Annotated in this window: 13 protein-coding genes; 4 read left to right on the top strand and 9 right to left on the bottom strand. The window is 42.3% G+C overall.

From position 1 onward, the window contains the following. Positions 1–87 precede the first annotated feature (87 nt). Positions 88–408 carry a hypothetical protein gene (locus O7C57_RS12990; RefSeq protein ID WP_154622929.1) on the top strand — a complete coding sequence of 107 codons (321 nt, stop codon included), beginning with the start codon at positions 88–90 and terminating at the stop codon, positions 406–408. Between the two features lie 54 nt (positions 409–462). Here the strand turns inward: O7C57_RS12990 and O7C57_RS12985 are convergent, their stop codons facing one another. Continuing rightward, positions 463–1,554 carry an NADH:flavin oxidoreductase/NADH oxidase gene (locus tag O7C57_RS12985; protein ID WP_154622928.1) on the bottom strand — a complete coding sequence of 364 codons (1,092 nt, stop codon included), beginning with the start codon at positions 1,552–1,554 and terminating at the stop codon, positions 463–465. Positions 1,555–2,159: 605 nt separating this feature from the next. Here O7C57_RS12985 and O7C57_RS12980 point away from each other — a divergent pair. From O7C57_RS12980 to O7C57_RS12970, 3 genes are all read left to right on the top strand, one after another. Next, positions 2,160–3,476 (top strand): CitMHS family transporter, encoded by a 1,317-nt coding sequence (locus O7C57_RS12980; RefSeq protein ID WP_163862299.1) that lies wholly within the window; start codon positions 2,160–2,162, stop codon positions 3,474–3,476. Positions 3,477–3,752: 276 nt separating this feature from the next. Then, positions 3,753–4,463 carry an RNA ligase family protein gene (locus O7C57_RS12975; protein WP_154623071.1) on the top strand — a complete coding sequence of 237 codons (711 nt, stop codon included), beginning with the start codon at positions 3,753–3,755 and terminating at the stop codon, positions 4,461–4,463. After that, positions 4,460–5,581, top strand: coding sequence for an AAA family ATPase (locus O7C57_RS12970; protein ID WP_154623070.1), 1,122 nt, complete (start codon positions 4,460–4,462; stop codon positions 5,579–5,581). The genes O7C57_RS12975 and O7C57_RS12970 overlap by 4 nt, the downstream gene beginning before the upstream one ends. A 67-nt stretch (positions 5,582–5,648) precedes the next feature. On the opposite strand, the gene O7C57_RS12965 is transcribed toward O7C57_RS12970, so the two are convergent. The 8 genes from O7C57_RS12965 to citC all read right to left on the bottom strand — a co-directional run bounded on the left by O7C57_RS12965 (position 5,649) and on the right by citC (position 13,770). Then, positions 5,649–6,704, bottom strand: coding sequence for a 4-oxalomesaconate tautomerase (locus O7C57_RS12965; RefSeq protein WP_249998984.1), 1,056 nt, complete (start codon positions 6,702–6,704; stop codon positions 5,649–5,651). A gap of 178 nt (positions 6,705–6,882) precedes the next feature. Continuing rightward, positions 6,883–8,316 carry an anion permease gene (locus tag O7C57_RS12960; protein WP_154623068.1) on the bottom strand — a complete coding sequence of 478 codons (1,434 nt, stop codon included), beginning with the start codon at positions 8,314–8,316 and terminating at the stop codon, positions 6,883–6,885. Positions 8,317–8,552: 236 nt separating this feature from the next. Further along, positions 8,553–9,437 carry a triphosphoribosyl-dephospho-CoA synthase CitG gene (gene citG / locus O7C57_RS12955; protein WP_154622465.1) on the bottom strand — a complete coding sequence of 295 codons (885 nt, stop codon included), beginning with the start codon at positions 9,435–9,437 and terminating at the stop codon, positions 8,553–8,555. Continuing rightward, positions 9,418–9,963, bottom strand: a complete 546-nt coding sequence (gene citX, locus O7C57_RS12950; protein WP_163862289.1) for a citrate lyase holo-[acyl-carrier protein] synthase — start codon at positions 9,961–9,963, stop codon at positions 9,418–9,420. The genes citG and citX overlap by 20 nt, the downstream gene beginning before the upstream one ends. A gap of 4 nt (positions 9,964–9,967) precedes the next feature. Beyond that, positions 9,968–11,494 carry a citrate lyase subunit alpha gene (gene citF / locus O7C57_RS12945; RefSeq protein ID WP_269723212.1) on the bottom strand — a complete coding sequence of 509 codons (1,527 nt, stop codon included), beginning with the start codon at positions 11,492–11,494 and terminating at the stop codon, positions 9,968–9,970. Between the two features lie 10 nt (positions 11,495–11,504). Further along, positions 11,505–12,401 carry a citrate (pro-3S)-lyase subunit beta gene (citE, locus tag O7C57_RS12940; protein WP_154622462.1) on the bottom strand — a complete coding sequence of 299 codons (897 nt, stop codon included), beginning with the start codon at positions 12,399–12,401 and terminating at the stop codon, positions 11,505–11,507. After that, entirely contained in the window at positions 12,401–12,697 is a 297-nt protein-coding gene (gene citD, locus O7C57_RS12935; RefSeq protein ID WP_154622461.1) for a citrate lyase acyl carrier protein, read from the bottom strand. The genes citE and citD overlap by 1 nt, the downstream gene beginning before the upstream one ends. After that, complete coding sequence (citC, locus tag O7C57_RS12930; protein WP_154622460.1) at positions 12,694–13,770, bottom strand: [citrate (pro-3S)-lyase] ligase; 1,077 nt, start codon at positions 13,768–13,770, stop codon at positions 12,694–12,696. The genes citD and citC overlap by 4 nt, the downstream gene beginning before the upstream one ends. Positions 13,771–13,894: the final 124 nt, after the last annotated feature.

The raw sequence follows: 13,894 nt of genomic DNA, 5'->3' as shown, positions 1-13,894 counted from the left end.
AGGTATGGGGAATTAATCTAAATATGATTTTCTCATTTGGTTTTTTAGATTAATCGTAATGCAAACTAAATTTATAATAGGCTAAAGATGAAAAAGATCGCATTAGTTTTGGGTATGGCAGGCGTTATGACTTTATTGGCAGCATGTTCGGATGATAAAGCGGAAATTGCTGAATATAAAGCAAGTTTTGTGAATGATTGTGTAAAAGCATCCGGTAGCCCAGCCGGTGAAACCGCAGATGCTATTAGTGCTATCTGTGGTTGTGCCTATGATAAGACTATCGAAAAATATGGTTTGAAAGAGTTCAAACGTATTGAAGGTGAATTAGCGAAATCAGCAACCGCTGAATCTGATTTCCAAAAATCAATGATTGAATTTGTTAATCAGTGCACGCAGGCTGAGCGTTAATTAGCGTCAATCACAGCGGCGGTTAAATCATCTACCGCTGTGATTGCTTCTTTTTTAGCTAAATAATTGCTTAAATTGATGTGGCGCACTTCGCAAATATTGTGGGGCGACTTTGATGTGTTCTGCTAATTGTGTCGCTGCATGCCATGGCCAACGTGGGTCAAACAACATTCCTCGGCCGATCGAAACAAAATCAGCTTGCCCTGTTGCAATAATGGCTTCTGCCTGAGCAGGCTCCGTAATTAAACCAACCGCGATAACAGGCATAAAGGTATGCTCATTGATCGCTTGAGCAAGTGGGACTTGGTAATTTGGGCTGATTGGGATCTGTTGTTGTTCAGATAACCCACCGGAAGAAACATGGATATAGTCGCAACCTAATTCTTCCAATAATTCGCTAAGTTCAATGGATTCAGGCACATTCCAGCCACCATCAACCCAGTCCGTTGCTGAGATCCTTACACCAACAGCAATATTAGGGCTAATGGCCTCTCTGACTTCCCGAAAAACATCAATTAATAAACGGCTACGATGAGTAAAACTACCGCCGTATTCATCTTGTCGTGTATTTGATAATGGGGATAAGAATTGATGCAATAAATAACCGTGTGCCGCATGAATTTCAATAACGTCAAACCCAGCATATTCCGCGCGTTTAGCGGCATCGACAAAATGTTGTACTGTTTCAGTGATCTCTTGTTGACTGAGTTCACGCGGTGGATGTGCATGACCAAAAGGTAAATTGGATGCAGACACTGTCTGCCAACCATGCGGTTGTTCTTTGGCTAAACTTTGACCGCCAAGCCAAGGAAGGTCGGAAGAGGCTTTTCTACCTGCATGAGCGAGTTGAATTCCTAAGCGTGCATCAGCAAACTGTCTGATATCTTCTAACATTTTTTTTAATGCATCGGCTTGTTCATCATTCCACAGACCTAAGTCTTTATAGGTAATGCGTCCTACAGGCGTCACTGCACTGGCTTCAATAATGACCAAAGCAGCCCCTGACAAGGCAAGGTTCATATAGTGGGCATTATGCCAAGCTGTTGGCATGCCATCGGTAGCAGAATATTGGCACATTGGTGGAACAATGATCCTGTTATTTAAGGAGACCTGCCCAAGAGAGGCGGGAGAAAATAGGAAGCTCATTTGTCTTGTTCCTTAGTGGTCGTGAGTCATTTGTCTATAGTACTCATAAGTTTAGTCTTATTCTGTGCTGTTCATGTGGTTTTATCCTATCCATGATCTCGCGCTAGTAATAACGGAATAATGCAAGTGAATAAGTATAAATTTGAGTGTTAAGTGAAAAAAGTATAATTTCCTGCTTCTCACCGGTGATTTGAAAACAAAAAAGTTAAAAAAAAATAGAAAATATAAACTGATTTAATAATTTAAAATAATTACTGTCTGATATTCGCTAGCTTAGCAATTAAATAAAAAAAAACAAATCTAATTGGCGTTAATTTTCATTAATGGTTTTAATGGAGTTAATAGATTTTTTATCTGTTTTTTTATTTTAAATGCTAATTTTACTTGTTGATTTATCGTCATTTATTCCGCAAAAAAGACAAATGACACTTGCGAAATTGAATTTTGATTTATATAAGAGCTGATAGGTAGATGTGTTTACTTGAGCATATTAAAAATAAATGTCTCACGATTGAAATTAAACAATGAAATAAATCAATACACATTTTAAGTATATTTAATTTTTAATATTCACCTGAAAATATAATTCTAATAAGGAACTCAATGTGTTAACAATTATTGGTATCTTGATCATTCTTTCTATCGTCACCCTACTGATGATGGGCAAAGTTAGCCCTATCATTGCTATGTCATGTATCCCCTTTATCGGCGCATTAATTGCGGGATATTCAATAGCAGAAATATCGACTTTTTTTGAAAGCGGCATTAATAAAGTTTCCAAAGTGGCTGCGATGTTCTTGTTCGCCATTTTATTCTTTAGTTTGATGAAGGATCTGCATATTTTTGATCCGCTGATTCGTTTGATGGTTAAAATGACGCGAGGCAATGTCATTATTGTCTGTGTTATGACCACATTAATTGCGGGCCTCGTACACTTAGATGGCTCAGGGGCTGCGACTTTCTTAATTATTATCCCTGCGTTACTGCCACTATATCGGCAGCTTGGCATGAGCCCTTACTTAATGCTGCTATTGATGTGTGCCAGCATGGGGATTATGAATATGGTGCCGTGGGGAGGCCCATTGGGACGTGCTTCGGCGGTAACAGGTATTGATGCGGCAACGTTATGGCAGAGTTTAATTCCAGTACAAATCATTGGCATGGCTGGTGCTGCCGTTTTCGCTGCACTAATGGGAGTACGTGAAAAACGTCGTATTGCTGCCGCTGCCGCTAAAGGCACTACGCCATACATGATGGATTCCTTGTTGCCAGCAAATGAACAGATGGCAGATATTAGTGAACAAACTCATAAACCGAAAAAACCGTGGATTAATGGCGGGTTAATCCTAGCCTCCGTGATTTGCCTTGCTTTTGGGCTACTTTCGGCGCCGTATGTCTTTATGATCGCCTTATCGATAGCTTTGCTAGTTAACTTCCCTAATCCAAAAGATCAGATGAAGGTGTTATCACAACATGCTCCACAGGCATTAGGCATGGTCGCTATTATCTTAGCTGCTGGCGCGTTTCTTGGAATTCTATCCGAGGGAGGCATGCTGAAATCTATCGCGGAAGACTTAACGGCAATATTGCCAACAGAGTGGGTATCTAAAATTCATATTTTTGTTGGAATTTTAGGTGTGCCGATGGATATTTTCACCAGTACGGACGCGTATTATTTCGCGCTATTACCGATCATTCAACAAATTGCTGAAACAGCTGGAGTCGATCCTTCATCTGTCGTGTATGCGATGGCGATTGGGAATAATGCGGGGACATTTGTGAGCCCATTCTCGCCAGCAGCTTGGCTTGCGATGGGGCTAGCAGGAATTGATATGGGACGTCATTTACGTTATTCATTCGGATGGATTTGGTTGTTCAGTTTCTTTACTTTAGCCATTGGTGCTGTGCTCGGGCTTTATTAGATGCTAGCCGTTTGACCAATATTTCACAAACCGTAGCCTAATTGGCTACGGTAATTTGTTGAATAGTATAAATTCGGATTAATTTCCTCGCTTTTTGCTTCACTGTTAGTCTAGAATGCCCCCGCTTTAATACATAGGTTTTAAATCTATACCACTCCATTATGAGGCCGTTTCGCGGAATTAATATGTAATACCAACTCTTGATTTCTCATATAACGCAGAGGCAAATCTTGCGAAAAGATTTGTTGTTTTTTCTATTTCTGTAGAGAGAGCATAATGACTATGCAATCAAGAAAGTATGGTAGAACGTATCACTATCCGTTCTCACCTGGCACCACTAGCGATGATCGTATCAATAGCGATTGGTGGTCACACATCCAGAATATTAAGCAGCTGGTACATACTGAAAAACTCGATGGTGAAAATAATTGCTTAAGCCAATATGGGGTGTTTGCTCGTTCTCATGCGACGCCAACGCAGTCCGCATGGAGCCAACAGATACGTCAGCGCTGGCAGTTAATCAAGCATGATTTAGGGGATATCGAGCTATTCGGAGAAAATCTCTACGCCGTACACTCTATTGAATATCAACATATTGAAGATTATTTCTATATTTTTGCCGTACGACAAGGCCGCTACTGGTTAAGTTGGGATGAAGTCAAGTTTTATGCAGCATTGTTTGATTTTCCGACAGTGCCTGAGCTTTCCCTGAGTATTAGCCAACAGCAAGGGCCGCAAGTGTACGCACAACAACTCATCGAGGCGGCTTCACAGGATAGCCATTTCGGTGCTTGCGATACGCATACTCAACTCCCTTGCAGCATGGAAGGGATTGTCACTCGCGATAGCCAGCGCTTTTTAGTCGATGATTTCATGTCGCATGTGTTTAAGTATGTACGCAAAAATCATGTTAAGACTGATATTCATTGGAAAAGAAACTGGCAGCGAGCAAAGTTAGCGTTCGAGCGCAAAAAGGAGGCGAGATGAATTGGCAATTAACGGACACAACGGAGTGGTCACAGTTAGAGTCTCAATTTGAGTTTGTTCGTGATATGCGAGGGGTTCCTCAAGATGGATTACATCATGCCGAAGGCGATGTTGCGATACATACCCAAATGGTGCTTGCAGCGTTAGAAACATTGCCTGAATACCAGCAACTTTCTGACTTGCAGAAAAATATCGTATGGACGGCGGCACTCATGCATGATGTTGAAAAGCGAAGTACGACGCGCGAGGATGAAAACGGGCGCATTATTTCGCCGGGTCATGCTAAAAAAGGTGAGTTATCAACGCGGCAAATTCTTTTTCGGCAGGTTGAAACGCCTTTCATTATTCGAGAGCAAATTGCCGCATTAGTTCGCTATCATGGCTTACCATTATGGGTGATGGAAAAAAAGGATCCTGAAAGAGCGCTCTTTGCCGCCTCTTTACGTGTCGATATGTCGCTGCTGTGTTTGTTAGCAAAAGCGGATGTATTGGGGCGTATCTGTGAAGACCAAGCGGAACTCTTATCTCGCATTGAATTATTTGAGCTATTTTGTCGTGAACAAGGTTGCTGGCAACAACCAAAAGCCTTTGCTTCTATGGCTGGGAAATTTCATTATTTCCATTATCAACGGGGTACACCTGATTATGCACCGTTTGAGGAAGCCGGAAGTGAAGTTATCATGCTGTGTGGATTACCTGGAATGGGGAAGGATCACTTTATTTCTCAGTACTTTCCTCAAAAAGAGGTTGTGTGCCTCGATGAAATTCGTCGCAAACATAAAATTAATCCAGCGGATAGAAATGCCCAAGGTTGGGTGGCACAGCAGGCAAAAGAGCAAGCTAAAGGGTTATTGCGTGAAAAGCAGGATTTTATTTGGAATGCTACGTCACTCAGTGCGTCATTGCGCGCCAGTATGATCGATTTATTTGCGCGTTATCAGGCTAAAGTTCATCTGATTTATTTAGAAGTACCTTATAAACAGTGGCAGCAACAAAATCGCCAACGTCAGTATGCGGTGCCTGAAAAAGTGATGTCGCGTATGGCCGATAAACTGGAAATACCGACACCCGATGAAGCACACCAAGTCTCTTATTTTATTAATGGTGAGTTTCAATAGCGAGATACTGCAAGGAAGTGGCGTCTATGATGAGTAGGCGCCATTTTTCAACTTACATTGTGACGGGTTAAGGGACATAGACATCCCCAGCAAATAGTTTTCTTGCTGTTCTGATAATTGAGGCTTGTAATCCTTCAGGGAAATGTCCTCGTTGATTGAGAGACACATCAAAATGCCCACTTAAATGTTCGATAGAGATGTGCTGCATATCGACTTTTTGAGATAAATATCGTTTTATCACACTGTTTTCTAAAATAGTGCCGGTTGCAATGGCAATAGCACCAGTGACAGCCAGTGCACCATGGCATTTATGTGGCATAAAGTAGCGTACATTGACGGTTCCGCCATGAATAGCTGGGGAGACTAATATGGGTTTAGGGATAACTTTTTGGCTCACATCACCTAACCCCATTGCAAGGCCTGCTTGCTGGCGAATGCTTTCTAAGCGTTGCATAAACGTCTCGTCTGCTTCAAGCTGCTCCGCCGTTTCATAACCTGTTTTATTCAGTTGTGGAGCATCGATTAAAACAACGGGCATCGCCATATCGATGCAACTCACTTCCACCCCATCAAAAATATCGATTTCGTGCCCAGTGGGGAGCAATTTTCCTGTTTTGGTGCCACATGCATTTAAAAAGGTGAGGGAAATCGGTGCTGCCTGGCCCGGAACACTGGCGATAGTCGTACTTCCCTCGTACAACACTTGTCCATTTGGCGTTTGCACTGTGGCATTGACGAAGGTATGAGTATTGATGTTGCGAATACGAATGATCGTTTCATCGCCTGTAACCGGTATTAAACCTTTTTCTATCGCATATGAACCTACCGCACAGAGTATATTGCCGCAGTTCGGTGCCGTATCAACAAGACGATCGGTAATCGATACTTGTGCAAATAAATAATCAATATCTGCATCAGGGTGAGATGAACGACTGATAATCGCAACTTTACTGGTTTGTGGGCTGCCTCCTCCAATACCATCAATTTGCAAGGCATGACCTGACCCCATAATGGCTAATATGAGTTCATCACGTTCTTGGATATTTTGGGGTAAGTCATCCGCTAATAAAAATACGCCTTTAGATGTGCCTCCGCGCATCAACATACAAGGTATTTTTTTCATGTATTTTCCTCTGTAGAGTATCGCTTATTATTATTTATGCTGTTGATGGCATGAAATAAGATAACCGCTGCCCATAACACAGCAAAATAATAGAAGAGGGAGGTTTTATATTTATATGGGACCCAAATAATACTTGGATCCCATGGGTTATTTTTACGTTTAGGCTAAACGTTATTATTTAAATTAAACCAGCACTGATTAAGATTTCCCACCAGCCTAAACCAATGGTCATATGTACCAGTAAACTTAAGAATGCGACGATACCCCCAATAATCCACCAAGAACGAATGTCGTTATAACCAGCACCGAAAACAATTGGAGCTGCCGCGCCGCCATAGTGAGTTAAGCTACCGCCATATGCATTAGAGAACAGTAAACCTAGTGCTAGTAACATTGGCGGTGCCCCAGCCACCATACCCACGGTTGCAAATACAGGAACCATCGCAGCGACATAAGCACCACCAGAGGCGAATAAATAACGTATCGCAACACTGATAAACATGATCACAAAGAAGGCCAGCATTGTTTGATCGCCAAATGAAAGGTGTTGCCCCATCACATCAGCTAACCATTTGAAAAAGCCAGCTTTCGTTAGCACGCCAGACATTCCGATGATACCGCCATACCAAATTAAGGTATTCCAGCCACCTTTATTTTTTAACACATCATCCCAAGTCACCACGCCTAGAATTAATGTTAAGGCCATAACACAAATCGCAACGGTGGAGGCGCTAACGCCAATTTGACCTGCAAATATCCATCCCGCCAAAGCTAAGATAAAGATAATACTGAGCAGTTTTTCTCTTACCGTCATTGGGCCGAGGTCAGCTAATCCTTTCGCAGCAATCTCTTTATTGTTGACTTTTTTCAACTCAGGAGGATACAACTTGTAGATGATAAGGGGAGTCAGGATCAACATAATTAGCCCAGGAATAGCAGCCGCAAGCGCCCATCCACCCCAACTTAAATGGATCCCCATAATGTCAGTCATCATGGCTAATGCTAATGCATTTGGTGCCATCGCGGTTAGGAACATATAGCTGGTGGTTTTTGTCACCATATAAACGTTCACTAACAGGTAATGGCCGGCTTTACGAGGGCTTTTTTCAGGATCTGAACCTAATGCCACCGCTACGCTGTTAATAATTGGAAAGACAATTCCCCCTGCACGTGCCGTATTTGATGGCGTTGCTGGTGCAATAATTAAGTCAAGAATTGCGGTGACATAACCAAGACCTAATGTTGTTCCACCGAGCTTGCCAATTAAAATATAAGAGAGCCGTTTACCTAAGCCTGTAATCACGAATGCCGCACTGAGCGTAAAGGCAGCAAAGACGAGCCAGGTTGTACCGGAGGCATAGCCATTAAGCACTTCACTGACTTTGACATCTTTAGTGCCTGTCACACCAATAACCACTGCGCTGGCAGCGATAGTGGCTAACAAAATAACAGGTTCAGAATAGGGCTTTAATACCAGCCCCACGATAGCGGCTAAGTAAAGACCAAATAATAACCACGCAATGTGGGGTAACCCTTCCGGTGTTGGGATTAACGATATGATTATGGGAATCGCTATGAGAAGAAATAGCTTCCATATTTTATCTTTTTGCATAGGCCAATTTCCTTAATGAATACTAAATTTGGTTAATATTAAAATTTATTATTTAATATTATGAATTTTTGTCTGGTGTATTTGGAATACAGCTATGCTTTGAATGGATATTGGAAATCCTTCAATGCCAAATACGGGATAAATTCGTTAAAACAGTAATCAATAATTAAGTTTTTTATTTTTGTTAATTAAATTTTATTTTTCCTGTGTCGGTTAATATTGAATTGGTGTTAATTTTATTTTGAATAAGGTAAGCGAGCTAAAAACCAAGTGAGAATTAATAAGTCTGCACTTCCACCTGGACTTAAGTTTTTTATAATGCATTGCCTATCGAAGCGTTTAATTTTTTCTAAATCTGTCGAATCAACTAATCCACCTTGGTCAAGTACCGCTTGTGCTTGGGTTTTCAGCCATGATAAACCGGCTAGTCCGCCACGATTGGCCACATTGGTATCATCATTGTTTGCCATTAATAAGATGAGTGTTTCAAGTAATGCGAGTTGTTGAGGTTTACCTTCAATAAGTTGTTTTAAATAATAAGGCAGAGATAAATCAACCACGAGTCGGTAACCACTTTCCGCTTCACCACGAGCACCTGTTAAACCAAATGATTGGTATAAACGCTGGCCTGCGGTAGGCGTATCCGTTATTTGCATTAATTCAGTCGTAATACCTTGGCACATCAGTGATACGTCTTGACTGATAGAGGCAGCCGAAACCGGTTTCTGTAACGCTAATTGACGGCCGATGATGGTTAATACTAATCCTAGAGAGAAGATTGAACCTTTATGCGTATTAACGCCTTTTGTCGCACGAAACATCGATTGTTCACATGCAATACCAATTGGGCGAATTTTTTTCAAAACATGCTGAACAGGGAGTTGTTTATACTTTGCGCCAGCGAAGAGAAAATCAGGAAAATGCTGAGCGATAGCACGGGCACTGAGATGAAAATCAGTCAACGCCATATCCTTGTGAGCCCCTGTATTCCATGCATCAACAAGGCCGGGTTTTGGGGTTAGATTCACCTCAGCCATCATGGCTTGCCAACCCAGTTGGCTATAATAATGTACGGCCTCATGTGTGAGCCGTTCTGTTTGCTCAATCGTTAGCGGACGCATTAGCTAGCACCTCGATTTGAGTAAGAATCTCATTCAGCGGATGGATACGCTCCCGAGCACAAATTTTGGCCTCTTTTTCGCACAGCAAGCAGCGTCTAGCGGGAAGGCCTAGCTTGGCGCGTGAATATTGCCGCCCCTCAGCGTCAAAGACATCAAAATCCCATAAACGACCTACGTGAGATAACGCTTCTGCTTCAATTAAGGCATGTTTTACCTCAATGGCATTGGCATCTACTGCGACGAAACATTCAGGCCCCGTCGATAAGGCAAAAGATTGTTGCGCTAAAAGTACCCACTGCCTGCGTTGAGCGACCTGTTTAAGCGCATTTAATCCCTGGTTAAAGATCAGTCTGACAAGATGATTATCTTTGACAGGACCAGGAAAAACGACAGTAAATGAAATCAGGGTTACCTGATGGAGACCAATCCACTGCTGCTGTCTAGCCTGACGGTTATCACGACTTTGTAGCAGCTCAGGTAAAGAAATTTCAGGTTGCTCTATGGTATCAGGCAGTGGGTAAAACATGGTGTTACTCCTTAACTTGATGCACGATATCAATCACAGAGCCATCTCGGTAGCGAACAACGGCGACGATTTTATCAGTGAATTCAATAGGATTAGGTTTACCTGTTAATAACTCAGCCCGTTCACGTAGCCAATCAATGGAAACGGTATTGATTCCTTGGTTTTCCAATTGTTGTTTCAATTCGGGGCGAGCTGGATTAACAGCGATACCATGGTCTGTGACTAAAATGTCGACACTAGACCCAGGCGTAACACAGGTGATCACTTCATCAACAAGCGTTGGTATACGGCCACGTACTAACGGTGCAACAATGATGGACAGTTTTGATGCAACAGCAGTGTCACTGTGACCCCCTGATGCGCCACGTATCACGCCATCGGATCCTGTCAGTACGTTAACATTGAATTTTGTATCGATTTCGAGTGCACTTAACACCACCACATCGAGCATATCCACCGAGGCACCTTTGGAATCAAAGCAGGCGTATTGATTGGCACTGATTTCGATATGATTTGGGTTGCGAGCTAATGACATTGCAGCGGCACGGTCAAAGCTTTGCACATCAATTAATTTACGAATAAAGCCTTTTTCATGTAAATCGACTATTGTGGATGTGATACCACCGAGGGCAAAACCGGCACAGATATTGTGACGGCGCATTTTATCTTCTAAGAAACGGGTAACAGCAAGTGACGCCCCCCCCGTACCTGTTTGTAATGAAAAGCCTTCTTTGAAATAGCCTGACTTTTCGATAACGTCGGCGGCAGTTCGAGCGATCAAGAGTTCTCTAGGATTCGAGGTCATGCGGGTCGCATCGGCACCAATTTTATCGGCATCACCAACCCGTGGCACTTTGACAATATAGTCCACTTCATCCTGTTTAATACTTGCGGGATTGTGTGGGTATGGCAGTAGTTCTTCCGTTAACATGATGACTTTATTGGCAGTTTCAGCATCAATTTTGGCATAACCGAGTGAGCCACAACAGGCCTCACCAGTGTAACCATTAGCATTGCCATATTCATCACAAGAGGGGACCCCGATAAAAGCGACATCGATACTGAGCTCACCGATGTGAATAAGATTAGCTCGACCACCATGAGAGTGGATTTGTACGGGTTCAGTTAGCTCACCACGAGAAATGGCTTCAGCTAATGGGCCTCGAAGACCTGAAGTATAAATTTTACGTACGACACCATGGCGAATATGCTCCACTAATGGTGAATGACAGGCACTTAACGAGCTTGAAGCCAGTGTGAGATGACGAAAACCCATTTCTGCGATGACTTGCATAACAAGGTTAATCGTTAAATCGCCACCACGAAATGCATGATGAAATGAAATAGTCATGCCATCTTTTAAACCCGCACGGCGAATAGCGAGTTGCAAGTCTTCACACAGTTTACGATTACGTGGTTTTTGCACCTGCTGCTGAACCTTGCCAATATCATTAAACTGACGATGTGATTCGTCTGTCATAAGGTCAAAATAGGCTGATACGCGAGCCTGACGCTGTGTCATATTTGTCATTTTTTATGCCTCACTCTTCCCGAATTCCTGATAATGCCGCTCGTGAAAGGACTAAACGTGCTCGATCAATCACTGGGCCATCAACCATTTTCCCGTTTAATGAAACGACACCACGACCTTCTTGCTCAGCAGCATTAGCTGCATCAACAACACGTTGAGCATGATCCACTTCTTTTTGGGTTGGGGCATAAAGGTTATGCAGTAGCTCGATTTGACGAGGGTTAATTAAGGATTTGCCATCAAAACCAAGCTGTTTAATGTGAGCAGCTTCTTTTAAGAAGCCTTGTTCATTATTCGCGTCAGAGTACACGGTATCGAATGCTTGAATACCTGCTGAACGCGCTGCCTGTAAAATAGCGCACCGAGCATAGAGGAGTTCAATGCCTTCTGGAGACCGCTCGGTACGCAAATTGCGAACATAGTCTTCAGCACCTAATGCGATGCCAATAAGTCGGGGTGATGCGTGAGCAATATTGACTGCTTGTGTAATCCCCATGGGTGATTCAATTGCTGCGAGTAAACCGGTGCTACCCTGTTCACGACCACAGCTTTTTTCAATACGTAAGATTTCATTTTCGATATCAATAACGTCTTGCGCCGTATCTGTTTTTGGCAGACGTACGATATCGGCACCACCACGAACAACGGCTTCTAAGTCAGCGACACCGAAGGCAGAATCAAGGGCATTCACACGTACAACCGTTTCAACGTCCTGATATAGCGGGTGCTGTAGCGTATGATAAACCAAGCGACGAGCCGTATCTTTTTCACGGAGTGTGACAGAGTCTTCAAGGTCGAACATCAAAGCATCCGCTTTGTAAATAAAGGCATTACTTAGCATGGCCGCATTGGAGCCAGGCACAAATAGCATACTTCTACGGGTGCGATTTTTTTGTTGTGGAGTCATTATTGCTCCTCCCAAGGTAAGGCAGTTATGTCAGCAGCTCTGGCAAATAAAGCTTCTAAGCGTGCTCTAAGAACACATTCCAGAGCGCCTTTATCGTCAACAATAATTTGAGCCCCTTGGATGTCGTGTTGTTTAACTAGCTCAAGCACCACGTGTTCAATTGCATCGCCAAACTGTTTTTCAACACTACTGCTGATTTGTATCGAGACTTCTTGGGTGTCTTCTAAGGGTTCTATTCGTACCATGACATCACTTGATTCAAGCGTGCCAGCAACGGCTGCGTGGAGTATTTTCATAGTTCACCTGTGACTAATTCAGAATTTTCGATGCGGTGAGAGGCAGATGGTGAGCGGGAAGCTAACATATTCTCTAAATAGTGATAGGTTGCTTCAGGCACAATCGGCTTGATCGCCGCCAGATCTTTTTTAGCAAGTAGCCTACGTACTTGTGAGGCGGAAACTGCCGTGCCGTCGTAGACCATTCGCGGAGATTCAACCAGCTCAATAGGTGGGGAGTTGAGCGTGCGAGTTTCGAGCCAAAAGCGCATGTCTTCGTTATATTGATGAGTGACTTTGCAAAAAGGCTCTGTTCCAACAAAACGGTGAGTAATACCAAGCGCGGGGGCAATATATTGTCGAAAAATTTTAATATCGATTTCGGTATAACAATTATCAACAACCGCTTTATCTTTAATGAAATAACACGGGAAAGTTGCTCGAGAAATAATGTATTCAGAGCCTCTATGAATGGTAAGGTTCTCTATTCCTTGAGTGCCAGCTTCAATTAACTGTAATCTGACGCTGTAAGGGAAGCGAGAGGTATCTTCTTTGACAACAAAAAGATGAAGCCAATCACAGGATTTGGCTGCTTTTTCAATTAAATAGCGGTGCCCTAAAGTAAATGGATTGGCATTCATCACAATCGCGCCAATTTTTTTGCCTTCTTTATACTGGGCTTTTAAACTTTTAATATAGCGTTTTAGATAACAACAGCTGTTCTCCATTAACACCATAATATTCGGCACGGTGGCTAGGGTATGGAATCCACACTGTTGAAATAAACTTTCATTTTGTGTTTTAGTATAAATAAATAAGTGAGTCGTATTATTTTCATAGGCAAGGTTAACCAATTCGGTTGCTAGCTTTAACGCTAAACCTTCACCACGAACATGATCACTAATTGCAACACATTTAATAACATTTTTAGCGAGGCCACCACACGCAATTAATTTATCATTACGCGTAATCGTAATAAAAACGTCAATACTGGAATCTATATCTAAATCGTTTTCTTTTAAAAACTGAGCTATTTCAGCTAGTTTCCTGTTCTCATGACGTTTTACTTGGTTAAACGTTATGTTTTCGAACATATTAGTATCCTGCATCTCATATAGAGATGTTTTTAAGTTGTTACTAATGTTAAAGTTAATTAAATAAAAATTCAGATATTAATTTAATAAATAACTCATTAGCTTTTTATTTAATTACCCTGTT

This window comes from Providencia sp. 21OH12SH02B-Prov, from assembly GCF_027362595.1.
Classification (GTDB): domain Bacteria; phylum Pseudomonadota; class Gammaproteobacteria; order Enterobacterales; family Enterobacteriaceae; genus Providencia; species Providencia zhejiangensis.
Note: the sequence above shows the minus strand (reverse complement) of the source record. Positions and strands in the feature narration are given on the sequence as shown.

Bases quoted from the DNA above. Each gene is read 5' to 3' on its own strand.
- O7C57_RS12990 (WP_154622929.1), top strand. From the start codon at position 88: ATGAAAAAGATCGCATTAGTTTTGGGTATGGCAGGCGTTATGACTTTA.
- O7C57_RS12985 (WP_154622928.1), bottom strand. From the start codon at position 1,554: ATGAGCTTCCTATTTTCTCCCGCCTCTCTTGGGCAGGTCTCCTTAAAT.
- O7C57_RS12975 (WP_154623071.1), top strand. From the start codon at position 3,753: ATGACTATGCAATCAAGAAAGTATGGTAGAACGTATCACTATCCGTTC.
- O7C57_RS12970 (WP_154623070.1), top strand. From the start codon at position 4,460: ATGAATTGGCAATTAACGGACACAACGGAGTGGTCACAGTTAGAGTCT.
- O7C57_RS12965 (WP_249998984.1), bottom strand. From the start codon at position 6,704: ATGAAAAAAATACCTTGTATGTTGATGCGCGGAGGCACATCTAAAGGC.
- O7C57_RS12960 (WP_154623068.1), bottom strand. From the start codon at position 8,316: ATGCAAAAAGATAAAATATGGAAGCTATTTCTTCTCATAGCGATTCCC.
- citG (WP_154622465.1), bottom strand. From the start codon at position 9,437: ATGCGTCCGCTAACGATTGAGCAAACAGAACGGCTCACACATGAGGCC.
- citX (WP_163862289.1), bottom strand. From the start codon at position 9,963: ATGTTTTACCCACTGCCTGATACCATAGAGCAACCTGAAATTTCTTTA.
- citF (WP_269723212.1), bottom strand. From the start codon at position 11,494: ATGACAAATATGACACAGCGTCAGGCTCGCGTATCAGCCTATTTTGAC.
- citE (WP_154622462.1), bottom strand. From the start codon at position 12,401: ATGACTCCACAACAAAAAAATCGCACCCGTAGAAGTATGCTATTTGTG.
- citD (WP_154622461.1), bottom strand. From the start codon at position 12,697: ATGAAAATACTCCACGCAGCCGTTGCTGGCACGCTTGAATCAAGTGAT.
- citC (WP_154622460.1), bottom strand. From the start codon at position 13,770: ATGTTCGAAAACATAACGTTTAACCAAGTAAAACGTCATGAGAACAGG.